Here is a 22,261-nt window from a genome sequence, read left to right as displayed (position 1 = left end):
CGGAACGGGCCGGGAGGGCGCGCTCTGTGACAGAACCCGCACAATCGGCTCCCCTGCCGTACCGTCACCGGGCCCCGCCCCCGGTGCCACCCGGCCCTCCGCGCCCCACCGGTGCGGCCCGCGCGGTCGCCCTCCCCGTACCGTCGGGCTCCCGCCCCGAGGGGGCGTCACACGGGCGGCCCGGCGGCGGGTCGCGCGGCGACGGGCGGGCGCAGGCCCTCCAGGACGGTGTCCACGATTTGTTCGGCCAGCCCCTCGGGGAGCCCGGCCTCCGGGTGCAGGATGGCGCGCACCAGCATGGGGCCGACGAAGATGTCGTTGAGCACCTCCAGGTCGACGTCCGACCGGAGTTCGCCGTTGTCCCGGCCCCGGCGCAGGACCTCGATGCCGATCCTGCGCCGGGGTTCGACGACGGTGGTGTGGTAGGCGGCCCAGACCTTCGGGCTGCTCTTCATCTGCGAGTGCACGCTGTGCACCAGCGCGGACGAGCGGGCGGCCAGTCCGCGCCGCCGCAGCCACTCCAGCAGGACGACGAGGTCGTCGCGCATGGAGGTGCCGGGCAGCGGCGGGTCGGGGGGCTCGACGGCGCGCAGGACGTCGACGAACAGCTCGTCCTTGCCCCGCCAGCGCCGGTAGATCGCGGCCTTGCCGACGCCCGCGGTGCGGGCGATGCCCTCGATGGACAGCTCCGCGAGCGGGATGCCCTGCTCCAGCAGTTCCATCACGCCCTCGATGATGGCGCGTTCGACCGCCTCGCTGCGGGGTCGTCCCCGAGGGGGGCAGTCGCTCTCCGGGCGGTGGTCGGCGGGGCTCACGTCGCGGTGTCCTCTCCCTTGCTGGCGGGCACTGATTGTCCCCCGTCGCGGGGGCGCGGCGTCACTCCACCGCGCCCGCCGGTTCCGCCCCGGGCTCGCGGGACACGTCCGCCGGGACCCGGCCGGGCAGGAAGAGCGCCAGGACGACCACGCCGATCACGGCGACGCCCGCGCCCCAGACGGCGGTGATGTGCATGGCGTGCAGGAAGGCGTCGTTGGCGGGGCCGACCAGGGCCTCGCCCCGCGGTCCGAGCCCGGCGGCGACGCCGAGGGTGGCCTCGATGGACTCGCCGGCGGTGTGCCGCAGCGCGGCGGGGACCACGCCGAGGTCGCCCTCGATGCCGTCGCGGTAGGCGGTGGAGAGCACCGAACCGAGGACGGCGATGCCGAGGGCGCCGCCGACCTGGCGGAAGGTGTTGCTGAGCGCGGAGGCCGAGCCGGCCTTCTCCCGGGGCAGGGCCTGCATGATGACGACGCTGGTCGGGGTCATGATGTGCGCCATGCCGGTGCCCATCAGGAAGAAGTAGATCTCCAGCAGCCAGAGCGGCGTACCGGTGTCCAGGGTGGCGAACGCGGCCAGCATCAGGGCGACGAGGCCCATGCCCACGCTGGTGGTGGCCCGGTAGCCGAAGCGGTCGACGAGCAGGCGGGCACGGGGCGCGAAGACCAGTTGCGCGACGGCCAGCGGCAGCATCAGCAGACCGGTCTCCAGCGGGGTGTGGCCGAGCACGCTCTGCAGGTAGAAGACGGAGAAGAAGGTGACGCCCATCAGCGCGAAGAAGACCAGCGCGATGGCGGAGACGGCGGCGGAGAAGACCTTGTTCCGGAAGTGGCCGATGTCGATGGACGGATGGTCGCTGCGCTTCTCGAAGACGACGAAGACGACGAGGACCGCGAGTCCCGCGCCGCAGGTGGCGAGGACGGCGGGGTCGGTGAAGTCGGCGAGCTGGCCGCCCTTGATGATGCCGTAGACCAGCAGGACCAGGCCGACGACGGAGAGCAGGACGCCGATCGGGTCGAGGCGTCCGGGCCGGGGGTCGCGGGAGTCGGGGACCAGCCAGAGCATCAGCACGACGGCCAGCGCGACGATCGGCACGTTGACCAGGAAGACCGAGCCCCACCAGAAGTGGTCCAGCAGCAGGCCGCCGGTGATCGGGCCGATGGCGATGGCCAGGCCGACGCCGCCCGCCCACAGGCCGATGGCCTTGGGCTGCTCGTCGCGTTCGAAGACGTGCATGAGGACCGCGAGGGTGGCGGGCATGACGAAGGCGGCGCCGAGGCCCATCACCGCGCGGTAGGCGATCAGCTCGCCGGGCGAGCCGGAGAAGGCGGCCAGCGCGGAGCCCAGGCCGAACACCAGGAGTCCGCCGAGCAGCACCTTCTTGCGGCCCAGCCGGTCACCGAGCAGTCCGGCGGTGAAGAGCAGTCCGGCGAAGACGAGGGTGTAGGAGTTGATCGCCCATTCCAGCTCGCTCTGGCTGGCGCCGAGCCCGGTGGGTCCGGGCGTGGAGATGGTCTTGATGGCGACGTTCAGGATCGAGTTGTCGAGCACCACGATCAGCAGGGCCAGCATGAGCACACCGAGGATGGCCCAGCGGCGCCGGTGGACCTCTTCCGGTATGCGCCGGGAGGCCGGGGCGGCAGGAGTAGTCATGGGCCGAGCCTAGGGTATTTACAATACGAGACGGTTCCGTATCGGAAATCTTACCGAGCTTTTACGGTGCCGGAGCGGGTACCCGGCCGGAGCGGGCCGCCCGCCGTCCGGCGGAGGCGGGGGTGCCCCGGGGTCGTTCGTCCGGATCAGGCCCGCTCCCTGATCCGGCCTGATCCGGACGAGAGGCCCTAGCCATCCGGCGGACCCGGGTGCCACCATGGAAACGATCCGGGGACGCCGTCAGGGCGCCACGAGATGACATGAAGGAGCCGTTGCCATGACGCAGCCTTCCGCTGCCCAGACCCCCCAGCACCCGCCCGCCGGGGCCGGTCCCACGCTGTACGGGGGCAGGAGCAGCCGGCGCATCACCGTGCGGGACATCGCCGTCGCCAAGGAGCGGGGCGAGAGGTGGCCCATGCTCACCGCCTACGACGCCTCGACGGCGTCCGTCTTCGACGAGGCGGGCATCCCCGTGCTGCTCGTCGGGGACTCAGCGGGCAACTGTCACCTGGGCTACGAGACCACGGTGCCCGTGACGCTGGACGAGATGACGATGCTGACCGCGGCGGTCGTCCGGGGCACGAGCCGCGCCCTGGTCGTGGCCGACCTGCCGTTCGGCTCGTACCAGGAGGGGCCGGTGCAGGCGCTGCGCTCGGCCACCCGCCTGGTCAAGGAGGCCGGAGCCGGGGCGGTCAAGCTGGAGGGCGGCGAGCGCTCGCACCGGCAGATCGAGCTGCTGGTCGGGGCGGGCATCCCGGTGATGGCCCACATCGGGCTCACCCCGCAGTCGGTCAACGCGATGGGCTACCGCGTGCAGGGCCGGGGCGAGGAGGCTGCCCAGCAGTTGCTGCGCGACGCCAAGGCGGTGCAGGACGCCGGCGCCTTCGCGGTCGTCCTGGAGCTGGTCCCGGCGGAGCTGGCCGCCGAGGTGACGCGGACGCTGCACATCCCGACGGTGGGCATCGGCGCGGGCGCGGGGACGGACGCCCAGGTGCTGGTGTGGACCGACATGCTCGGACTGACCGGCGGGCGGGTGCCGAAGTTCGTGAAGCAGTACGCCGACCTGCGCGGGATCATCGGCGACGCGGCGAAGGCGTACGCCGAGGACGTCGTCGGCGGAACGTTCCCGCTGGAGGAGCACTCCGTCCACTAGGGAAGGCCCCGCCCGGGGCCACCGCGGCACCGCACCGGCCCCGTCGGCCACCCCGGTCGGCGGGGCCGGTCCCGTTGCCGGGGCCCCGCGGTGCCGTACGCGGGGGCGCGCCCTGCCGGGGCCCTCCCGCCCCGCCACCGGACGGTCCGACGTGTCGGCGGGATGTCGGCGGCCCGGCGGCGGCCCCCCGGGATGTCGGCGGCCTGTCGGAGGTTTGTCAGTGCCGCGTGGGAGCGTCTGGGGCATGAAGCGAAGCGATCGAAACGCCCCGGCCGCCGAGGGCGCGGTCACCGTACGGGGGCTGGTCAAGCACTACGGCGAGACCAAGGCGCTGGACGGCGTCGACCTGGATGTGCGGCCGGGCACCGTCATGGGGGTGCTGGGCCCCAACGGCGCCGGGAAGACCACCCTGGTCCGCGTGCTGTCCACACTGATCACGCCCGACTCCGGGGAGGCCCGCGTCGCCGGCTACGACGTCGTGCGGCAGCCCCGCCAGCTCCGCCGGGTGATAGGGCTCACCGGGCAGTACGCCTCCGTTGACGAGAAGCTCCCCGGCTGGGAGAACCTCTACCTCATCGGCCGGCTGCTCGACCTGCCCCGCAAGGAGGCCCGCGCGCGGGCCGACGAGCTGCTGGAGCGGTTCTCCCTCACCGAGGCCGCCCGGCGGCCCGCCGCCACCTACTCCGGCGGCATGCGGCGCCGCCTGGACCTGGCCGCGTCCATGATCGGCCGCCCGGCCGTCCTCTACCTGGACGAGCCCACCACCGGCCTGGACCCGCGCACCCGCAACGAGGTGTGGGACGAGGTCAAGAGCATGGTCGGCGACGGCGTCACCGTGCTGCTCACCACCCAGTACATGGAGGAGGCGGAGCAGCTCGCCTCCGAGCTGACCGTGGTGGACCGCGGCAGGGTCATCGCCCGGGGCGGCATCGAGGAGCTGAAGGCCAGGGTCGGCGGCCGGACCCTGCGCGTGCGCCCCGCCGATCCGGCGCAGACCCGCCCCCTGGCCGCGTTCCTGGACGAGCTGGGCATCACCGGCCTCGCCTCCTCCACCGTCGACGACGGGGCGGGCGCCGTGCTGGTGCCCATCCTCAGCGACGAGCAACTGACCGCGGTGGTCGGCGCGGTCACCGCGCGCGGCGTCACCATCGCCTCCATCACCACCGAACTGCCCAGCCTGGACGAGGTGTTCCTCTCCCTCACCGGCCACCACGCCTCCGGTGACCAGCAGGACGCCCCGGCCGCCGAGACCCGCGAGGAGGTCGCCGTATGAGCGCCGCCACCACCATGACGTCCGCCCCCGCGGCCCCGGCCGCCGACAGCCGGATCACGCTGCGCGGGCATCTGCGGCACACCGGCGCCCTGGTCCGCCGCAACCTGCTGTGGATCCGGCAGGACCCGGAGTCGATGTTCGACGCCATCCTCTTTCCGGTGATCTTCACCCTGCTGTTCGTCTACGTCTTCGGCGGCTCGATCGGCCAGTCCCTCGGCGGCGGGCAGCAGGAGTACGTGCAGTACGTGGTGCCCGGGCTGATGGCCATGATGGGCATGAACATGGCCCAGGGGGTCGGCACCGGCTTCAACCAGGACTTCAACTCCGGCGTGATGGACCGCTTCCGGTCCCTGCCGATCGGCCGCGGCTCGGTGCTGTTCGCCAAGATCGCGGTGGAGCTGCTGCGGATGCTGTTCGCCACCGTGGTGCTGCTGATCGTCGGCGTCCTGGTCGGCTTCGACATCACCAACTGGCCGGGTCTGGTGGCCTCCGTGGGCCTGTCGGTGCTGTTCGGCTCCGCGCTGATGTGGATCTTCCTCACCCTCGGGGTGACGATGAAGAACGCGCAGTCCGTGCAGGCGATGGGCTTTCTGGTGCTGATGCCGCTCCAGTTCGGCTCCTCGATCTTCGCGCCGACCGGTTCCATGCCGGGCTGGCTGCGCAACTTCACCGAGTACAACCCGCTGTCGAACCTGGCCGACGCCGCGCGCGGTCTGATGGTGGGCGGTCCGGTCGCCCACGGCCTGTGGATGACGCTGGCCTGGTCGGCGGGGATCACCGCGCTGATGGCACCGGTCGCCATCCACAAGTTCCGCACCAAGAGCTGACCGGCGGGCCGTCCGCGGCTCACACCAGGGCGGCGGCCTCCCCCAGGGAGAGACCGCCGCCCTCGGCGCGGGCGGCCGTCAGCGCGTCCTCGTCGAGGACCTCCCGGAGCCGCAGCAGGGCACGGTCGTGGCTCTCCCACTCCACGGCCGACCGCACATGGCCGGGGGGCAGCAGCGCGTCCGCGGCGCCCAGGCACCGGGCGGCGTCCACCGCCCGCCGGCCGCCGTCCAGCCGGGCCAGCGCCATCGCCGCGACGGTCAGGTAGACGGAGCCCATGTGCGGGGCGATGGCCGCGGACAGCGGGTCCTCGGCCCGCCGCAGCGCGTCGCGGACCATCGCCAGCGACTCCCCGTGCCGCCCCTCCAGCGTCTCGATCCAGCTCTCCGAGGCGAGGATGAAGCCGTCGAAGACGGCGAAGCTGGAGAGGGAGAACTCCTCGCGCAGCAGCCTGAGCTGCTCCCGGGCCTCCCCGGTGCGGCCGGTCAGCCCCAGATGGGCGGCGAGGCCGAGCCGGGCGGAGGGCGTCGCGCTGTGGTGGCCGCCGCCCTCGGCGCGGTCGATCACCCCGCGCAGGATCTCCTCGCCCCGTCCCGCGTCGGCCGGGTCCCCGGTCTGGAGCAGGACGCTGCCGAGCCGGGCGGCCAGGTTGTCGACCTGGACATGGGCGCCCAGCTCTTCGGCGCGCTCGGCGGCGGCCCGGTAGTCGGCGGCGGCGAGCCGGTAGTGGCCGGTGCGCTCCCGGGCCTCGGCGCGGGCGGCGAGGGCCTCGGCGACGCCCCAGCCGTCGCCGAGCCGCTCGTAGATCTCCAGCGCCTCGTCGGCGTCCCGGGTGGCGTCGCCCGCCCAGTGGGTGCGGTTGGCCAGCATGTTGGCGCGCATCTGGAGGCTCCCGGCCAGCTCCCACTCGAAGCCCGGGGTCTCGCGGCAGGTGCGCACCGCGGCGTCCATGATCTCGTGCAGCCGGTCCACCTGGCCGGTGAGCATCACCGCGAAGAACCAGAGCAGCCCGGGGCTGGTGCAGGTCTGCGGCATGCCGGGCTCGTAGGTGCGGGCGATGGTGGCGAGCTTGCGCTGGGCCGCCGGGTTCTGCCAGGCGTCCAGTTCGGTGTCCATACAGGCGAGATGGGCGAGGTGGACGCCGCGCCGGGCCTCGGCGAGCAGTTCGCCGCCCAGCGGCGGCGGCACGTCCGTGCACCGCTGCCAGACCGGCTCGGCGGGGCGCGCCGGCTCGGTGAAGGGGTCCGGGCCCAGCCCCATGACCTCACGGAGCCAGTTCCGGGCCTCCACCCGCAGATCGCGCATCTGCCAGTACCAGATCAGCGACAGGGAGAGGGACAGTGCCTCCTGCTCGTCCCGTTGGGCCACGGCGTGGCGCAGGGCGGTGCGGAGGTTCTCGTACTCGCGCTCCAGCCGTTCCACGGCGGCGAGCTGCCGGGGTCCGCGCAGCAACGGATCGGTGGTGCGGGCCAGTTCGCGGTAGTACGTGAGGTGCGCGCGCTCGGCCCCGGCCCGGCCGCCGGCCTCGTCGAGCCGTTCCCGGGCGTACTCCGCGACGGTCTCCAGCAGGCGGTAGCGCATCTCCCCGTCGCCCGAGGGGGCGGCGACGACCAGGGACTTGTCGACGAGGGAGCCGAGGGTGTCCAGGGCGGTGGGCCCGCAGACGGCCTCGGCCGCGGCGAGGTCGCAGCCGCCCGCGAAGACCGACAGCCGCCGCAGGGTGTCCCGCTCGTCCTCGTCGAGCAGGTCCCAGGACCAGTCGACGACCGCGCGCAGGGTCTGCTGGCGGGGCAGCACGGTGCGGCTGCCGGAGGTGAGCAGGCGGAAGCGGTCGTCGAGGCGGTCGGCGATCTGGCGGGGGGTGAGCATCCGCAGCCGGGCGGCGGCCAGTTCGATGGCGAGCGGCAGCCCGTCGAGGCGGCGGCAGATCTCCGCGCAGGCCGCGGCGGTCTCCTCGTCGGCGCCGGGGCGGAAGCCCGGCCGGGCGGCGGCGCCCCGGTCCGCGAGCAGCCGGAGCGCGGCGGGCTCCGGCAGCGGCTCCACCGGCCGCAGCGACTCCCCCGGAACGCCCAGGGGTTCGCGGCTGGTGGCGAGGACCGTGAGGTGCGGGCAGCGGGCGAGCAGCTCCTCGGCGAGGCGGGCGGCGGCGTCCACGACGTGCTCGCAGTTGTCGAGGACGATCAGCATGCGGCGCCGTCCGCAGTGCTCCACGAGGCGTTCGACGGCGGTGGCCCGGCGCTCGGCGACGGCCCTCAACTCCTCGGCGCCGGCGCCGTAGAGCACGGTCTCGCGGGCGCCGACGGCGGTCAGCACCGCCTCCGGCACGGCGTCCGGGTCGTCCACGGGGGCCAGTTCGGCCAGCCAGGCACCGTCCCGCGCGGCGTCCGCCGCCCCCTCGGCGGCCTCCAGCGACAGCCGGGTCTTCCCGGCCCCGCCGGGCCCGAGCAGGGTGACCAGCCGGGCGCCGGAGAGGTCCTCCCGCAGCGCCGCCAGATCGGCGTCCCGCCCGACGAAGGAGGTGAGCCGCGCCCGGAGGTTGCCGCGCGGACGGGCGGCCGGGGCGCCGGGGGCGGGGGCGGGACGCGGGCCCTGCGGCGCGGAGTCCGCCGGTGCCCGTGTCCCGGGCGCCGGGGCCGCCGGTGCGGGCGCCCGCGCGGGCCCGGGGGCCGCCGGCGCGGACGGCGCCGGGGCCGGGCGGGACGGCCCCGGGCGGCCGGGGCCGAGGGGGCGCTCCGCCGGGCCGGGGCGCGCCGGAGCCGGGTGCGGCGCGTCCGGGTGCGGCGCGTCCGGGTGCGGTACGTCCGGGTGCGGTACGTCAGGGTGCGGTACGTCAGGGCCCGGCGCGCCGGTGTCCGGTGGCCCGGTGCTCGGGGTGCCGCGAAGCGACGGGCCGGTGTACGACGCAGCCCCGGGGCGGGCAGGACCGGGGCCGGACCCGCCGGGGTCGAGCAGCCTCGCGTGCAGGGCGCGGAGTTCTGGCCCGGGGTCGGTGCCCAGCCGCTCCGCCAGCAGCCGCCGCACGTCCTCGTAGGCCGCCAGCGCCTCGGCGGCCCGGCCGGTGTCGCGCAGGGCGCGCAGCCGCAGCGCCTGGAGGGGTTCGTCGAGGGGGTGGCTGTCGCACAGGGCGGTCAGCTCGGGCAGCGACCGCTCGGCCCGGCCGAGGCCGAGGGCGGCGGTGTGCCGGGCACGCAGGGCATCCAGCCGCCGGGTGTCCCAGCGGGCGGCCTCGGAGGTGCGGTCGGGGAGATCGGCCAGGGCCGGGCCGCTCCAGAGGGCGAGGGCGTCGTCCAGGCACTCGGCCGCCTTGGCGGGGTCGCCGTCGGCCAGCGCCCGGGTGCCCTCGGCGGCGAGCCGGTCGAAGCGGTACAGGTCGATGTCGTCGGCCGCGGCGACGAGCCGGTAGCCGCCGCCCTCGGAGGCGATCGCGGCCGCCCCGAGCGCCCGGCGCAACCGCGCGACCAGCGCCTGCAGCGCGCCCGGCGCGTCACCGGGCGGTTCGTCCCCCCACACCTCCTCCACCAGCAGCCCCGCGGGCACCGCGCGGCCGGGTCGCAGGGCGAGCACGGTCAGCAGGGCACGCAGCCGCGCGCCGCCGACCGGGACGGCGGTGCCGTCGGGGCGGAGTGCCTGGGTGGGGCCGAGAATGCGATAGCGCACGTCCTCCATTGTCCCCGCTGCCGTCGCCGCGGGTCACCGGGTTTTGGCTCCCCGGCGCGTCACCCCCGACCCGCCCCTCCGGGGACCGTCGCCCCACCCCACCGGGGACCGTCGCTCCGCACCCCGGGGGACACCGCCCCGCGCGCTCCGCGGGCCCGGTCGGGACACCCCGCGGCAGGTCCCTCACCCTGTTGCCCAACCGGCGGCGGGGCCCCGGGTCCCGGGCCCCTTCAGGCCGCCCAGCCCCCGCCCCCGCCCGGACACCCTCGCCCTCGCACCCGACGCCCCGCCGCACCCGCGCGGGCACCCCGAACCGGCCCGTCCCGCCGCGCACGACCGGAGCAGGCACCCCGCCCCGCCGGAAGAGCCGGGACACCGCCCGGGCCATCCGCGCCCCGGGGCCCCAGGCCCCGTCCGCCCGCCTCCACCCCCGGCAGGCCGTCCTCAGCCGCACCGGGCCTCCACCGCAAGCGCCCCGCACTGCACCTCCCCGCACGACCGGGACCGGCACCCCGCCCCGTCGGACGGGCCGGGGCACCACCGGGACCGCCCGCGCCCGGGGGCCCCGGCGCCGGGCGCCCGGCGCTCGGCCTCCGCCGACTCGCCGCCGGGCGAGGTCAGTCGGCCAGTTCCGTGGAGGCGCGGACCACCAGTTCCGGGGCGAACCGCTCGACCCGTTCCGAGCGCTGCCGGGCCGGGCCGCCGAGCAGGGTCAGCGCGCGTTCGGCCATGGCGGGGAGCGGGTGCCTGATGGAGGTGATCGGCGGGTCGAGGAGTTCCAGGATCTCGGTGTCGTCGAAGCCGGTGACGGCGATCTGGCCGGGCACCGCGACGGCGGACCGGTGCAGGGTGCTGACCAGGCCCACCGCGAGGACGTCCGCGCCGCAGACGACGGCGTCGATCCGGTCGCCCTGCTCGATGATGCGGCGGCCCGCCAACCGCCCCGAATCGGTGGTGAAGTTGGGCAGCAGGACGGTGGTGGCGTCGGGGCCCTGCGCCGCCACGAAGGCGGCGAGGCGCTCGGCGCCGGAGGAGGACGCCTGGTCGGCGGCCACCAGGGCGATCCGGCTGCGCCCTATGCCCCGCAGATGCTCGACGAGGAGCCGGATCGCGGCGGCGTTGTCCAGGGTGACGGCGACCGTGCCGGAGCCCTCGGCCCAGCGGTCGAACAACACGACGGGACGGCGTTCCGCCGCCGCGCGGACGGCCGCCCCGGACCCGCCCGCCGAGACGGGGACCACGATCAGGCCGTCCACCGGGCCGCCGAGCAGGGCGTCTATCTGCTCGGCCTCGATCCGGGTGTCGTTGTCCGCGTCGGAGACCACCAGGGTGCCCCCGCCCGCCCGCACCCGCCGCGCCAGGGCGTCGGCGAGCTGGACGAAGTAGGGGTTGGCGAGCGAGGGGACGACGACGCCGACGGTGCCGGTGGTGCCGGTGCGCAGGGCCCGCGCGGAGTGGTTGGTCTGGTAGCCGAGCCGCTGGGCGGCCTCCTCCACGCGGCGCGCGAGATCGGGCGCGACGTTGCGGGGCGTACCCGCGAGTACGCGTGACGCGGTGGCACGGGAGACACCGGCCGCCTCGGCCACGTCGATGAGTCGGGGCGCTGTCACGTGGGCGTGTCCTTCTCGGTCGATGGACGGCTGCGGCGGTCGCCGGGAGATCTTGCCTGAGAGTACTTGACGGCGGGGAACCCCTGATACAGCATGTGGGAGATCGATCTCCCAAGGAGTGTCCATGTCGTCCATCACGGTCGTCGGTTCGGTGAACCGAGACTTCGTCCTGACCGTCCGGGACCTGCCACGCCCCGGCGAGACCGTTCTCAGCCGGCACTTCGTGGAGGGCACCGGCGGCAAGGGCGCCAACCAGGCCGTCGCCGCCGCCCGCCTCGGTTCGCGGGTGCGCCTCGTGGCCCGGGTCGGCGCGGACGGGACCGCCATCCTCGGCGCGCTCGCCGCCGAAGGGGTGGACATCGCCGACGTGCGGTCGGACGAGCGGGTCCCCACGGGGATCGCCGCGGTGGTCGTGGACAGCGACGGCGAGAACACCATCGTCGTGAACGCGGGGGCCAACGCCGAACTGGGCGTCGAGGACCTCCCGGCCCGCCTGGTCCGCTCGCCCGGCGAGGTCGTCCTCGTCCAGAACGAGATCGCCCAGGACGTGGTGGACGCCGCCGTCCGGAGCGGCCGTGAGCAGGGCGGACTCGTCGTCCTCAACCCGGCCCCCGCCCGTCCGGCGTCGCGGGAGACCCTCGCCGCCGTCGACGTCCTCGTCCCCAACCTGGGCGAACTCGCCACGCTGCTCGGAACCGAGCCGCCCACCACCCTCGACGGGGCGCGCGCGCTGCTGGCCGGTGCCGCGCTGCCGTGCCGGGCCGTGGTGGTGACACTCGGCGCGGACGGCGCCATCCTGAAGGAGGCGCACGATCCGACGATCACCCACGTTCCCGCGCCCGTCGTGAACGCCGTCGACACCGTGGGCGCAGGCGACACCTTCTGCGGCGCCCTCGCGGACGCCCTCGGCCGGGGCGGAAGCCTCGCGGCCGCGGTGGAACGCGCCGTGCGCGCCGCGTCCCACGCCGTCACCGGACTGGGCGCCCAGTCGTCCATGCCGTACGCGGCCCAGCTCGACGTACCCGCGGTCACCACCGCCTCCTGACCACCCCAACGCGGGTCACCCACCAGCACAACGGAGAACCACCCCATGAGGAACCTCAAGATCGGCGTCTTCGAGAACGCGCAGACCAACGCGAGCGGCACGGCCACCTGGCGCCACCCCGACAGCCAACGGCACCTCTTCGACACCCTTGAGTACTGGCGCGACCTCGCCGCGGTCTGCGAGGACGCGAAGCTGGACTTCCTCTTCCTCGCGGACGCCTGGGGCTGGTCCGAGATCAACGGCTCCCGGCCGCCCATCGCCACCGAGGAGACCCTCGACCTGCCGCGGCTCGACCCGATGGTCGTCGCCTCCGCGCTGCTGTCGACGACGAAGAACCTGGGTCTCGTCATGACCGGCTCCGTCCTGGTGGAACCGCCGTACGCGTTCGCCCGCCGCATGGCCACGATCGACCAGCTCTCCGGCGGCCGCATCGGCTGGAACGTCGTCACCACCGGCACCGCCGACACCGCCGTGAAGGCGTTCGGCATGGACATGGTGGCCCACGACGACCGCTACCGCATGGCCGAGGACTTCCTCGACCTCGTCTACAAGTACTGGGAGGGCGCCTGGGAGCCGGACGCCCTGGAGAAGGACAAGGACGGCCGGTTCGCCGACCCCGCCAAGGTCCACCTGGTCAAGCACGAGGGCCCGTTCTTCCGCTCCGAGGGCTACGGCAACACGGCCCGCTCCCCCCAGGGCACGCCCGTCCTCTTCCAGGCCGGCGCCTCCCCGGCCGGCCGCCGGGTCGGCGGACGGCACGGCGAGTGCATGTTCGTGGGCAGCGGCTCGGTCGAGCAGCTCGCCGGGCACACCGCGTCCATCCGCGAGGAGGCCGTCAAGGCGGGCCGCCGCGCCGACCAGGTGAAGGTCATGTCGGCGTTCTCCTGTGTCGTCGGCGCCACCACCGCCGACGCCGAGCGCCGCTACCGGAGCATCCTCGACGCCCAGCGCCCCGAGGTCACGCTCGCCAGCTACGCCATGTTCACCGGGCTCGACCTGTCGAAGTACGCCCCCGAGACGCCGATGACGGAGCTGTCCACCGAGATGTCGCAGACCCAGGTCGCGCGCTTCGCGGGCAAGACCGTCGGCGACGTCCTCGCCGACTGGCACACCCACGGCGTGGGCGCCCGGCCGGTGGTGGGCACCGCCGAGGAGATCGCGGACGAGATCTGCGCGCTCGCCGAGGGCGCCGACCTCGACGGCTTCCTGCTCTCCCCGGCCGTCCAGCCGGCCTCGACCACGGACTTCGTCGAGTCGGTGCTGCCGATCCTGCGGGCCCGCGGCGCCTTCCGCGGCGAGTACACGGAGGGCGAGAGCCTGCGCGAGCGGCTCACCGGCGCCCCCGGCAGCGCGCTGCCGGACACCCACCCCGCCGCCCGGTACCGGCACTGACCGGCGAAGCGCCCAGAACCCCCCGTGACGAGAGGAAGTCGAGCACCATGGTCACGTCCGTCCACCACCCGCCCGGTGCGCCCGTGCCCGCGGAGCTGACCGCGGCGACGCTGCGGCAGGCGTTCGGGGCCTACCCGACCGGCGTGGTCGCCATCGGCGCGCTGCGCGGTACCGAGCCCGTCGGGTTCGCGGCGAGTTCGTTCGTCTCGATCTCCCTCGAACCGCCGATGGTCGCGATCAGCGTGGCCCGCACCTCGACCACCTGGCCGCGGCTGGCGGAGGCGCCCGTCCTCGGGCTCAGCGTGCTCAGCCGCGACCAGGGGGGCCTGTGCCGCCGCCTGGCGTCCCGGGGCGTGGACCGCTTCGACGGCGTCACCTGGCGCGCCACCCCCGAGGGGGGCGTGCTGATCGACGACGCGGCGCTCTGGCTGACGGCCCGCGCGGGCGCCGTGTACGACGGCGGCGACCACGAGATCGTCCTGCTGGAGCTGCTCACCGCCGAGCTGTTCTCCGGTGTCGAGCCGCTCGTCTTCCACACCAGCCAGTTCCGGGAGCTCGCTCCCCATGCCTGACCGCCCGACCGCCCGCGCGCTCCTGACCGGCACCGTGGTGCACGGTGCCGGGCGGGGCCGCGGGCTCGGGTTCCCGACCGCCAACATCGCGGCCGACCCGGACTCACCGGTCCCGGCGCCCGCGATCTACAGCGGGTGGCTCGTCCGCCACACGACGGGTGCCGTTCACCGCGGCACGATCAGCATCGGGTCGAACCCGACCTTCTGCGACACGGCGGACATCCACATCGAGGTGTACTGCCACGACACGACGGACGAGTTCTACGGAGAGCGCGTCGGCGTGTGGTTCGTGGCACGGATCAGGGACACCGTGAAGTTCTCCTCGCCGGCCGCCATGGTGCACGCCGCGCGACGGGACGTCTCCCGCTCCGACGCCCTCCTCGCCTCCCCCTCCGGGAGACGGGCGCTGACCGCCGTGCACGCGCTGCACCGGCGGACCGCGTCCCTCTGAGCGGCCCCCCGCTCCCCCTCCGACGGCCCCGCGCCGCCGCCTCCGGCCCGTCACGGCCGCCAACGACACCTGGACCCCACGCCAGACCTGCTCCGACGAACAAAGGTGTTTAACAATGAGCGCATTCGAGTGGTTGAACACTCAGTTCGACCTGTTCGGAATCCCCGTGTACTGGTCGGACTTCCTGGGGAACATCCTGGCGCTTGCCACCGTGTGGCTGGCCCTGCGACGGTCCCTGACGGCCTGGCCGGTTCAGATCCTCGGCTCGGTGCTGCTGCTGATCGCGAGCCTCAATGTGCACCTGGGGGGCAACGCGGCCCGTCAGGTCGTGATCATAGCATCGGCCTCCTGGGGCTGGGCGACGTGGAAGCGCAGCCGCGAGAAGGAGGGCTCCATCAACGTCCGCTGGGCGATGGGGCGTGAGCGCGCGGTGCTCGTCGCCGCGATGGTGCTGGGCACCACCGGTTTCGCCGCCCTGCTGCGGGCCACCGACGCCTCGTTCTACCCGGGCGCCCCGATGTGGATGATCCTCGCGGACGCCTGGATCTTCGTCGGCTCGATCCTCGCGATGTACACGCAGGCCCGCCGGTACGTGGAGTTCTGGTTCGTCTGGCTGGCGGTCGACCTCGTCGGCGTGCCGCTCGCCATCCACTCCGAGCTGTACTTCTCCGGCATCGTCTACGCGATCTTCTTCGTGATGGTCCTCGTCGGCATCCGCGACTGGGCCGCGCACAGCCGCAACCAGGACGTCACCTCCCCGCTGGAGCCGGCCGTCGTGGTCGAGGGCCGGGACGACGTCCCGGCGGGCGCCGCCNCCCCGGCCGCCACGACCGCCACCGCGGAGCGGACGGCACCGGAGTCCGCCGGGGGCGGCCGGACCTCCGGCTGACCGGGCGGTCCCGGGGCCGCGGCCCCCGGAGGCGACACCGTCGCGCGCGTCCGGGGAGGGGCCGTACGAGGGGGATCGACCGGTGCGAGGCGCACCGCGGGCGAGGACGCCCGCGGTGCGCCTCGCGCGTGTCACGGGGCGGTGCGGCGGGACACCGGGGACACGGGCGCCCGCCCGGACGCGCGCGGTGTCCCCGGGACCGGCGCTCACGGTGTCCTCGCGGGGCGGGTGCTCACGGCGTCCCCGGGGCGGATGCTCGGGGTGGACGCGGGGCGGATGCTCGCGGTGGACGCGGGGCGCGGGATACCGTCGGACGGTCCCGTCCCCGAGCACGGTCGGAGTCCCATGGCCGGCGTCACCGTCCGTCCCGGCGAGCGGCGGATCAGCCCCGTCTTCCTGGGGATCGCCGCGGTGTCGGCGGCCGCCGGCTGGGCGGCGTGGACCGGGTTCGCGGAGCGGCCGGGCCTCGCGGTCTTCCTGTTCGTGACGGCGGCCTGGGTGGTGTCGCTGTGCCTGCACGAGTACGCGCACGCCCGCACCGCCCTGCACGCCGGCGACCTCACCGTCGGCGCCAGGGGCTACCTCACGCTGAACCCGGTGAAGTACACCCACGCGCTGCTGAGCGTCGTGCTCCCGGTGCTGTTCGTCGTCATGGGCGGGATCGGTCTGCCGGGCGGCGCGGTGTACATCGAGCGCTCCCGGATCCGGGGCCGCCTGCGGCACAGCCTGATCTCGGCCGCGGGCCCGCTGACGAACGTGCTGTTCGCCCTCGTCTGCACCGCCCCGTTCTGGCTGGGCGCGGCGGACGGCGTGCCGCGCGGCTTCCGGCAGGCGCTGGCCTTCCTCGCGCTGCTCCAGGTCACCGCGGCGATCCTGAACCTGCTGCCGGTGCCGGGCCTGGACGGCTACGGCGTCGTGGAGCCGTGGCTCTCGCGGGCGGTGCGGCGGCAGGCTGAGCCGCTGGCACCGTTCGGCCTGCTGATCGTGTTCGCGCTGCTGTGGCTGCCGTCGCTGAACGGGGCGTTCTTCGACGCGGTCCACACGGTCCTGCGGGGGCTGGGCGTCGGCGAGCCGGACACCTACTGCGGCTTCGAGCTGTACCGCTTCTGGCAGACCGACGACCTCTGCGCGGTCAGCCGGTAGCGGGCCCGCCGTCGCCGCCCCGGGCGGCCCGCCCGCGCTTCAGGTAGTACCAGCACATGTTGGACGACAGCCCCGCGAGCAGCACCCACACGACCCCGATCAGTACGCCGCCGCGGGCGAAGGAGACGACGGCGGCGGCCACGGCGAGCAGGCAGACGGCCAGGGTGTAGAGGGCGAGGCGGGGCATGGGGCTCTCCTGTCGGGGGACACGGGCGGGTGCCGGGGCACCGCGGGCGCCGCGCCGCCCCCGCCGCGCGGCGGACGGCCGCGCCCCGGGTGCTTCGCGGCAGCCACCAGTGTCCCCCATGACCTCATACGTCGGTGAGGCGGAGCCCCGCGTGCGCCCGGTAGCGGCGGTTGACCGAGATCAGGTTGGCGACCAGCGCCTCGACCTGGTGGGCGTTGCGCAGCCGCCCGGCGAAGACGCCGCGCATGCCGGGGATGCGCCCGGCGAGCGCCTGCACGATCTCCACGTCGGCCCGGTCCTCCCCGAGCACCATCACGTCGGTGTCGACCGAGACGGTGTCCGGGTCCTGGAGCAGCACCGCGGACAGGTGGTGGAAGGCGGCGGTGACCCGGCTGCCGGGCAGCAGGGCGGCGGCCTGCTCGGCGGCGCTGCCCTCCTCGGGCCGGAGCGCGTAGGCGCCCTTCTTGTCGAAGCCGAGCGGGTTGACGCAGTCCACGACGAGCTTGCCGGTGAGTTCCGCGCGCAGTGACTCCAGCGTCGCGGCGTGGCCCTCCCAGGGGACGGCGACGATGACGATGTCGCTGCGGCGGGCGGTGCCGGCGTTGTCGTCGCCCTCGACGCCGTACCCGATCTCCGAGGCGGCGGCGCGGGCGCGCTCGGCCGCGCGGGAGCCGACGATCAACCGCTGGCCGGCCCGGGCCAGGCGCTGGGCGAGCCCCCTGCCCTGGGGGCCGGTGCCGCCGAGGACGCCGACGACCAGGCCGGAGACGTCGGGCAGGTCCCAGGGGTCCTTGGCGGGGGTCCTGGCCGCGGGGCGGTCGGCGCCGTGGGGGCTGTCGGTGCGGTCCGTGGAGGTCATGGTGCGACCCTACGTCGCCCCGGCGGCGGCGGTGGCCCGACGGGAGCGGTGTGGCCGGGAGGCGCGGGGTGGCGCGGCCGGGGGCGCGGGGCGGCGGTGGGCGCGGTCCGCCGTCCCCGGGCCGGGTGAATCCGGGGCGAACCCCGCCTGCTGGCACCCCGGTTGCGGCAGGATGCGCCGGTATGGACGCCGTACGGGTAGCGCTGCTGCGGGAAGTGCTCGCCGGGACGGAGTGGCTGGGTGCCACCCGGAGGTTCGCGGGGGCGCTGCGGGGCTCGGTCGTGTCGCACGGCGGCGGGCTGCTGCTGGTGGGGACGGCGGCGCACGAACCGTGGCACCTGGCGGCGCACCTGGTCGACGAGGCCGCCTGGTCGGGGACGCCGGAGCTGGCGCCCACCCTGGTGCGGCACGCGGCGCGCCCCTCGGACCCGGCGCACCTGGCGGTGGGGCTGGGGCGGCTGGCGGCGGCCCGGCGCGGGGAGACCGTGCTGGTGGTGGCGCCCGGAGCGCCCGGCGCCCCGCTGCTGGAGCGGGTGCACGACGCCCGGCGGGCGGGGGCGACGGTGCTGTCACTGGGCGCGGGCGAACGGGAGCTGGTGGCGCTGGCGCACGAGGCGCTGACCGTGCCGGACGGCGCCGAGCTGGACCTGGACACGGTGCAGCACCTGGTCAGCGCGGCGGCCGGGGAGAACGCGGTGCCGCCCCGGGGCCACCACCGCTTCCGGGACCGGCTCTCCCGGCTGGCCGACCGGCTCACGGCCCCGCCCCCGCCGCGCTGGTGACGCCGGGCGGCACGGAAAACCGGTTGCCCGGGGTTTCCGCGCCGCCCCACGATGACCCCTCGTGACCGGAGAACCCGCCGCCGAGCCCACCGCACCGCCCACCGCCTCCTCCGGACCCGCCACCGGGCCGCCCGCCGGACCCGCCGACGGTTCCACCGGGTCCGCCGCCCGCCCCGCCGGTACGCCCGCCACCGCCCCGGGCGCTCCCCCCGCGCCGTCCGGCTCCCCCGGCACCGCCGCCGTGTCCGCGGAACCCTCCCCCGAGCCCGCCTCCCCGGCCCGCCCCGGGGCCGTCGCCGCTCCCTCCGCCGCCCCGGTCGCCGCTCCCGCCTCCGCCACCGCCCCCCTCACCGGTGCCGTCACCGGCGCTCCCCCCGCGCCGTCCGGCCTCCCCGGCGCCGCCACCGTGTCCGCGGAACCCGGTGCCCCCGCCGCGGCGACCGCCGCACCGTCCGCCGCTCCGGACGGGCCCGCGGAGCCCGCCCCGCCCCCGGCCGCTCCCGAATCCGCCGGAGCCCCCGCGCGGCGGGCGGGGCTGCGGGGGCTGCTGCCCGATCTGTCGCCCTGGCGGGCCTCCGCCGACTTCCGTCGGCTGTGGGTCTCCGGGCTGATCACCAACTTCGGGAGCTTCCTGACCTTCGTCGCCCTGCCGGTGCAGGTCAAGGAGCTGACCGGCTCCGCCGCGGCCGTCGGCGCGATCGGCGCCGTGGAACTGGTGCCGCTGGTGGTGTTCGGGCTGTACGGCGGTGCCCTGGCCGACGCCGCGGACAAGCGGCGGCTGATCCTCTGGACGGAGGCCGGCCAGGGCGTGCTCTGCGCGGTGCTGCTGGCCAACGCGCTGCTCCCGAGCCCGGCGGTGTGGCCGCTGTACCTCGTGGCCGCCCTCACCTCGGCGCTCGGCGGGGTGCAGCGGCCCGCGCTCGACTCGCTGATCCCGCGCATCGTGGCCCATGAGCACCTGCCCGCCGCCGCCGCGCTGACCTCGCTGCGCTGGCAGCTCGGCGGGGTCGCCGGTCCCGCGCTGGCCGGGGTGGTGGTCGCCTGGGCCGGGCTGGGCTGGGCGTACGCGGTGGACCTGCTGACGTTCGCCGTCTCGGTCGTCCTGGCCCTGGGGCTGGCCGCCTCCCCCGCCTCGCGGGAGGCGGTGCGGCCCTCGTGGTCGGCGATCGCGGAGGGCGCCCGGTACGCGTGGGGCCGCAAGGAACTGCTGGGCACCTACGCGGTCGACCTGGCGGCGATGTTCCTGGCCATGCCGCTGGCGGTGCTGCCGTTCCTGGCGGACGAGCTGGACGCGCCCTGGTCGCTGGGGCTGATGTACGCGGCGATCCCGGCCGGTTCACTGCTGGTGAGCCTGAGCAGCGGATGGACGTCGCGGGTGCGGCGGCACGGGCGGATGGTGGTGCTGGCGGCGGCCGGCTGGGGCGCGGCCATCGCCGCCGCGGGCGTCGCCGGGAACGTCTGGCTGGTGCTCCTGTGCCTGGCCGCGGGCGGCGCCTGCGACATGGTGAGCGGCGTCTTCCGCAGCGCGATGTGGAACCAGACGATCCCGGACGGGCTGCGCGGGCGGCTCGCCGGGATCGAGGTGCTGTCCTACTCGGTGGGTCCGCAGCTCGGCCAGGTCCGGGTGGGCGGCGCGGCGGCGCTGATGGGGGTACGGGCCTCGGTGTGGTCGGGCGGGCTGGTGTGCGCGGGCGCGGTGGGGCTGCTGGCGCTGTGCCTGCCCGCGATGATGGCCTACGACTCCCGGACCGACGAGCACGCGGTGCGGCTGCGCGCCGCGCGCGCAGCCGCCGCGGAGGACTGAGCGGCCCGGCCGCTCAGTCCGTGCCGTCCTCCGGGCGGCCGGCGGGGGCGTCGTGCCACTTGGGGTCGTTCTCCCACTCCAGGTTGCGCTCCCGGGCGGTGCGCATCGCCTGCTCGGCCTCGGCCCTGGAGGAGTACGGTCCGAAACGGTCCCTGGCCGGGCACTCCGGGCCCTCCTCCACCTTCTTGTGCTCCAGGCAGTAGTACCACTCGCCCGGTTTGCCCACCGTGCGCTTCTTGAACAGGGCCATGACCAGCTCCTCTCGTCCTCGTCATGTTCCCCCATCCGCTGGTTAGACTCGCTGTCATGTCTGGCCAGTCGCTGCTCGTTCCGGGGGAGCTGTCCCCCACCCGTCCCGTGCCCGGGAACATCCGCCGGCCCGAGTACGTCGGGCGGCCCGCCCCCGCCCCGTACACCGGGCCCGAGGTGCAGACCCCGGAGACCGTCGAGGCGATGCGCCTGGCCGGGCGGATCGCGGCGCGGGCGATGGCGGCGGCGGCCGAGCGGATCGCGCCCGGCGTGACCACGGACGAACTGGACCGGGTGGCGCACGAGTACATGTGCGACCACGGCGCCTACCCCTCGACGCTCGGCTACCGCGGCTACCCCAAGTCGCTGTGCACCTCGGTCAACGAGGTCATCTGCCACGGCATCCCGGACTCCACGGTGCTGCGCGACGGCGACATCGTGAACCTGGACGTGACCGCGTACATCGGCGGGGTGCACGGGGACAACAACGCCACCTACCTCGTCGGCGACGTGGACGAGGAGAGCCGCCTCCTGGTCGAGCGCACCCGGGAGTCGCTGGACCGCGCGATCAGGGCGGTGCGGCCGGGCCGCCAGATCAACATCATCGGCCGGGTGATCGAGTCCTACGCCAAGCGCTTCGGGTACGGGGTGGTGCGGGACTTCACCGGGCACGGGATCAGCTCCGCGTTCCACTCCGGGCTGATCGTCCCGCACTACGACAGCCCGCACGCGACGACCGTGATCCGGCCCGGGATGACGTTCACCATCGAGCCGATGCTGACCCTCGGGACGCACGAGTACGACATGTGGGACGACGGCTGGACGGTCCTCACCAAGGACCGCCGGCGGACCGCCCAGTTCGAGCACACGCTGGTGGTCACGGACTCGGGCGCGGAGATCCTCACCCTGCCCTGACCTCCCGGACCACCCGGTGCCGGCACCGGCGCCGGCACCGCGGAACCGGATCTTCCGGCCCGTGCGCACGGCCCGCCCCTCCCCGGGGGCGGGCCCTTTCGCGTTCCGGGGAAGTGCGGCACACTTTTCCGACGCCGTGTCGGAAACTTTACCGACGAACTGTCGGCAAAGGATTGACTTAGGCAAGCCTAACCATAGAAGATCACCCCATGGACTCCTTCTCGACCCTTATCCGCACGGCCTCGCACGAACAGCACGTCGAAGCGGAAACCTCGACGTTCATGAGCGATCTGCTCGGGGGCCGGCTCGGCGTGGACGCGTACGCGCGCTACACCGAGCAGCTCTGGTTCGTCTACGAAGCCCTGGAGGCCGCCGCCGACCGGCTGGCCTCCGATCCGCTCGCCGGACCGTTCATCCGCCCGGAGCTGATGCGGCTGCCGTCGCTGGAGCGGGACCTCGCCCATCTGCGCGGCGCCGACTGGCGTGCCGGGCTGTCCGCGCTGCCCGCCACCGAGGAGTACGCGGCCCGGGTCCGCGAGTGCGCCGAGGAGTGGCCGGGCGGCTATGTGGCGCACCACTACACCCGCTACCTCGGTGACCTCTCCGGCGGTCAGATCATCCGCGACAAGGCCGAGCGCACCTGGGGCTTCGACAAGAAGGGCGACGGGGTCCGCTTCTACGTCTTCGACGGGATCGGCAACCCGGCCGCCTTCAAGCGCGAGTACCGCGAGCTGCTGGACGGCATACGCACGGACGAGCTGGAGCAGCAGCGCGTGGTGGGCGAGTGCAAGCGGGCGTTCGCCCTGAACACCGCGGTCTTCCGGGCACTGGGCGAGGAGTTCCCGCTGTCCGCCTGACGGACCGGGCGGCCGAGGGGCCGGGACGGGGCGCTGTGGCGGCCTCCGTCCCGGCCCCTCGGCCGTCGCCGACGACGCACCGGTCCCCCGGCGATCCGTACGCCGGGGGACCGGTGCGTCGCGCTCGCG

Annotated in this window: 20 protein-coding genes; 13 read left to right on the top strand and 7 right to left on the bottom strand. The window is 75.0% G+C overall.

What is annotated here, in order from left to right:
- Positions 1–167: 167 nt before the first annotated feature.
- Both GTY84_RS06135 and GTY84_RS06130 read right to left on the bottom strand, forming a co-directional pair.
- Complete coding sequence (locus tag GTY84_RS06135; protein ID WP_345943353.1) at positions 168–815, bottom strand: TetR/AcrR family transcriptional regulator; 648 nt, start codon at positions 813–815, stop codon at positions 168–170.
- A gap of 61 nt (positions 816–876) precedes the next feature.
- The gene (locus GTY84_RS06130) at positions 877–2,469 is read right to left on the bottom strand and encodes an MFS transporter (RefSeq protein ID WP_161225065.1); all 1,593 of its coding nucleotides are present in this window, start codon (positions 2,467–2,469) and stop codon (positions 877–879) included.
- 277 nt (positions 2,470–2,746) lie between these two features.
- On the opposite strand from GTY84_RS06130, the gene panB reads away from it, so the two are divergent.
- The 3 genes from panB to GTY84_RS06115 all read left to right on the top strand — a co-directional run bounded on the left by panB (position 2,747) and on the right by GTY84_RS06115 (position 5,722).
- On the top strand, positions 2,747–3,622 hold the full coding sequence (gene panB, locus GTY84_RS06125) for a 3-methyl-2-oxobutanoate hydroxymethyltransferase (RefSeq protein ID WP_161225064.1): 876 nt from the start codon (positions 2,747–2,749) through the stop codon (positions 3,620–3,622).
- A 244-nt stretch (positions 3,623–3,866) separates the two neighbouring features.
- Complete coding sequence (locus GTY84_RS06120; protein ID WP_161225063.1) at positions 3,867–4,895, top strand: ATP-binding cassette domain-containing protein; 1,029 nt, start codon at positions 3,867–3,869, stop codon at positions 4,893–4,895.
- Positions 4,892–5,722 (top strand): ABC transporter permease, encoded by an 831-nt coding sequence (locus GTY84_RS06115; RefSeq protein ID WP_202549981.1) that lies wholly within the window; start codon positions 4,892–4,894, stop codon positions 5,720–5,722. The genes GTY84_RS06120 and GTY84_RS06115 overlap by 4 nt, the downstream gene beginning before the upstream one ends.
- A gap of 19 nt (positions 5,723–5,741) precedes the next feature.
- On the opposite strand, the gene GTY84_RS06110 is transcribed toward GTY84_RS06115, so the two are convergent.
- Complete coding sequence (locus GTY84_RS06110) at positions 5,742–9,386, bottom strand: BTAD domain-containing putative transcriptional regulator (RefSeq protein WP_161225062.1); 3,645 nt, start codon at positions 9,384–9,386, stop codon at positions 5,742–5,744.
- Positions 9,387–9,994: 608 nt separating this feature from the next.
- On the bottom strand, positions 9,995–10,987 hold the full coding sequence (locus tag GTY84_RS06105; RefSeq protein WP_161225061.1) for a LacI family DNA-binding transcriptional regulator: 993 nt from the start codon (positions 10,985–10,987) through the stop codon (positions 9,995–9,997).
- A 124-nt stretch (positions 10,988–11,111) separates the two neighbouring features.
- Here GTY84_RS06105 and GTY84_RS06100 point away from each other — a divergent pair, with 124 nt between their 5' ends.
- From GTY84_RS06100 to GTY84_RS06075, 6 genes are all read left to right on the top strand, one after another.
- Complete coding sequence (locus tag GTY84_RS06100) at positions 11,112–12,032, top strand: ribokinase (protein ID WP_161225060.1); 921 nt, start codon at positions 11,112–11,114, stop codon at positions 12,030–12,032.
- A 45-nt stretch (positions 12,033–12,077) separates the two neighbouring features.
- Positions 12,078–13,424: an NtaA/DmoA family FMN-dependent monooxygenase gene (locus tag GTY84_RS06095; protein ID WP_161225059.1), complete on the top strand. Its 1,347-nt coding sequence runs from the start codon at positions 12,078–12,080 to the stop codon at positions 13,422–13,424.
- A 47-nt stretch (positions 13,425–13,471) separates the two neighbouring features.
- Entirely contained in the window at positions 13,472–13,996 is a 525-nt protein-coding gene (locus tag GTY84_RS06090) for a flavin reductase family protein (protein ID WP_161225058.1), read from the top strand.
- A complete protein-coding gene (locus GTY84_RS06085) occupies positions 13,989–14,447 on the top strand; it encodes a riboflavin kinase (protein ID WP_161225057.1) in 459 nt (152 codons plus the stop codon). Before GTY84_RS06090 ends, GTY84_RS06085 begins: the two co-directional genes overlap by 8 nt.
- Before the next feature lie 115 nt (positions 14,448–14,562).
- Positions 14,563–15,336 carry a nicotinamide mononucleotide transporter family protein gene (locus GTY84_RS06080; protein WP_161225056.1) on the top strand — a complete coding sequence of 258 codons (774 nt, stop codon included), beginning with the start codon at positions 14,563–14,565 and terminating at the stop codon, positions 15,334–15,336.
- Between the two features lie 345 nt (positions 15,337–15,681).
- Positions 15,682–16,479, top strand: a complete 798-nt coding sequence (locus GTY84_RS06075; RefSeq protein WP_161225055.1) for a site-2 protease family protein — start codon at positions 15,682–15,684, stop codon at positions 16,477–16,479.
- On the opposite strand, the gene GTY84_RS06070 is transcribed toward GTY84_RS06075, so the two are convergent.
- Together GTY84_RS06070 and npdG are read right to left on the bottom strand one after the other, a co-directional pair.
- Complete coding sequence (locus GTY84_RS06070; RefSeq protein WP_161225054.1) at positions 16,469–16,666, bottom strand: hypothetical protein; 198 nt, start codon at positions 16,664–16,666, stop codon at positions 16,469–16,471. The genes GTY84_RS06075 and GTY84_RS06070 overlap by 11 nt on opposite strands.
- Positions 16,667–16,790: 124 nt before the next feature.
- Positions 16,791–17,525, bottom strand: coding sequence for an NADPH-dependent F420 reductase (npdG, locus tag GTY84_RS06065; protein WP_161225053.1), 735 nt, complete (start codon positions 17,523–17,525; stop codon positions 16,791–16,793).
- Positions 17,526–17,707: 182 nt separating this feature from the next.
- Here npdG and GTY84_RS06060 point away from each other — a divergent pair, with 182 nt between their 5' ends.
- Positions 17,708–18,307, top strand: a complete 600-nt coding sequence (locus GTY84_RS06060) for a hypothetical protein (protein WP_161225052.1) — start codon at positions 17,708–17,710, stop codon at positions 18,305–18,307.
- Positions 18,308–18,842: 535 nt separating this feature from the next.
- A complete protein-coding gene (locus GTY84_RS06055) occupies positions 18,843–20,111 on the top strand; it encodes an MFS transporter (RefSeq protein WP_161225393.1) in 1,269 nt (422 codons plus the stop codon).
- Positions 20,112–20,124: 13 nt separating this feature from the next.
- Here GTY84_RS06055 and GTY84_RS06050 read toward each other — a convergent pair whose 3' ends face one another.
- The gene (locus GTY84_RS06050; protein ID WP_161225051.1) at positions 20,125–20,361 is read right to left on the bottom strand and encodes a hypothetical protein; all 237 of its coding nucleotides are present in this window, start codon (positions 20,359–20,361) and stop codon (positions 20,125–20,127) included.
- 56 nt (positions 20,362–20,417) lie between these two features.
- On the opposite strand from GTY84_RS06050, the gene map reads away from it, so the two are divergent.
- Together map and GTY84_RS06040 are read left to right on the top strand one after the other, a co-directional pair.
- Positions 20,418–21,275, top strand: coding sequence for a type I methionyl aminopeptidase (map, locus tag GTY84_RS06045; protein WP_161225050.1), 858 nt, complete (start codon positions 20,418–20,420; stop codon positions 21,273–21,275).
- Between the two features lie 209 nt (positions 21,276–21,484).
- Positions 21,485–22,132 (top strand): biliverdin-producing heme oxygenase, encoded by a 648-nt coding sequence (locus GTY84_RS06040; RefSeq protein ID WP_161225049.1) that lies wholly within the window; start codon positions 21,485–21,487, stop codon positions 22,130–22,132.
- Positions 22,133–22,261: the final 129 nt, after the last annotated feature.

The organism is Streptomyces sp. SID8352 (genome assembly GCF_009862265.1).
Classification (GTDB): Bacteria; Actinomycetota; Actinomycetes; order Streptomycetales; family Streptomycetaceae; genus Streptomyces.
The sequence above is the reverse complement of the archived record's forward strand: the minus strand, read 5'-3'. Positions and strand labels throughout refer to the sequence as shown.

Bases quoted from the DNA above. Each gene is read 5' to 3' on its own strand.
- GTY84_RS06100 (WP_161225060.1), top strand. From the start codon at position 11,112: ATGTCGTCCATCACGGTCGTCGGTTCGGTGAACCGAGACTTCGTCCTG.
- GTY84_RS06130 (WP_161225065.1), bottom strand. From the start codon at position 2,469: ATGACTACTCCTGCCGCCCCGGCCTCCCGGCGCATACCGGAAGAGGTC.
- GTY84_RS06090 (WP_161225058.1), top strand. From the start codon at position 13,472: ATGGTCACGTCCGTCCACCACCCGCCCGGTGCGCCCGTGCCCGCGGAG.
- GTY84_RS06085 (WP_161225057.1), top strand. From the start codon at position 13,989: ATGCCTGACCGCCCGACCGCCCGCGCGCTCCTGACCGGCACCGTGGTG.
- GTY84_RS06120 (WP_161225063.1), top strand. From the start codon at position 3,867: ATGAAGCGAAGCGATCGAAACGCCCCGGCCGCCGAGGGCGCGGTCACC.
- GTY84_RS06060 (WP_161225052.1), top strand. From the start codon at position 17,708: ATGGACGCCGTACGGGTAGCGCTGCTGCGGGAAGTGCTCGCCGGGACG.
- GTY84_RS06095 (WP_161225059.1), top strand. From the start codon at position 12,078: ATGAGGAACCTCAAGATCGGCGTCTTCGAGAACGCGCAGACCAACGCG.
- GTY84_RS06070 (WP_161225054.1), bottom strand. From the start codon at position 16,666: ATGCCCCGCCTCGCCCTCTACACCCTGGCCGTCTGCCTGCTCGCCGTG.
- GTY84_RS06040 (WP_161225049.1), top strand. From the start codon at position 21,485: ATGGACTCCTTCTCGACCCTTATCCGCACGGCCTCGCACGAACAGCAC.
- GTY84_RS06075 (WP_161225055.1), top strand. From the start codon at position 15,682: ATGGCCGGCGTCACCGTCCGTCCCGGCGAGCGGCGGATCAGCCCCGTC.
- GTY84_RS06050 (WP_161225051.1), bottom strand. From the start codon at position 20,361: ATGGCCCTGTTCAAGAAGCGCACGGTGGGCAAACCGGGCGAGTGGTAC.
- map (WP_161225050.1), top strand. From the start codon at position 20,418: ATGTCTGGCCAGTCGCTGCTCGTTCCGGGGGAGCTGTCCCCCACCCGT.
- panB (WP_161225064.1), top strand. From the start codon at position 2,747: ATGACGCAGCCTTCCGCTGCCCAGACCCCCCAGCACCCGCCCGCCGGG.
- npdG (WP_161225053.1), bottom strand. From the start codon at position 17,525: ATGACCTCCACGGACCGCACCGACAGCCCCCACGGCGCCGACCGCCCC.
- GTY84_RS06115 (WP_202549981.1), top strand. From the start codon at position 4,892: ATGAGCGCCGCCACCACCATGACGTCCGCCCCCGCGGCCCCGGCCGCC.
- GTY84_RS06110 (WP_161225062.1), bottom strand. From the start codon at position 9,386: ATGGAGGACGTGCGCTATCGCATTCTCGGCCCCACCCAGGCACTCCGC.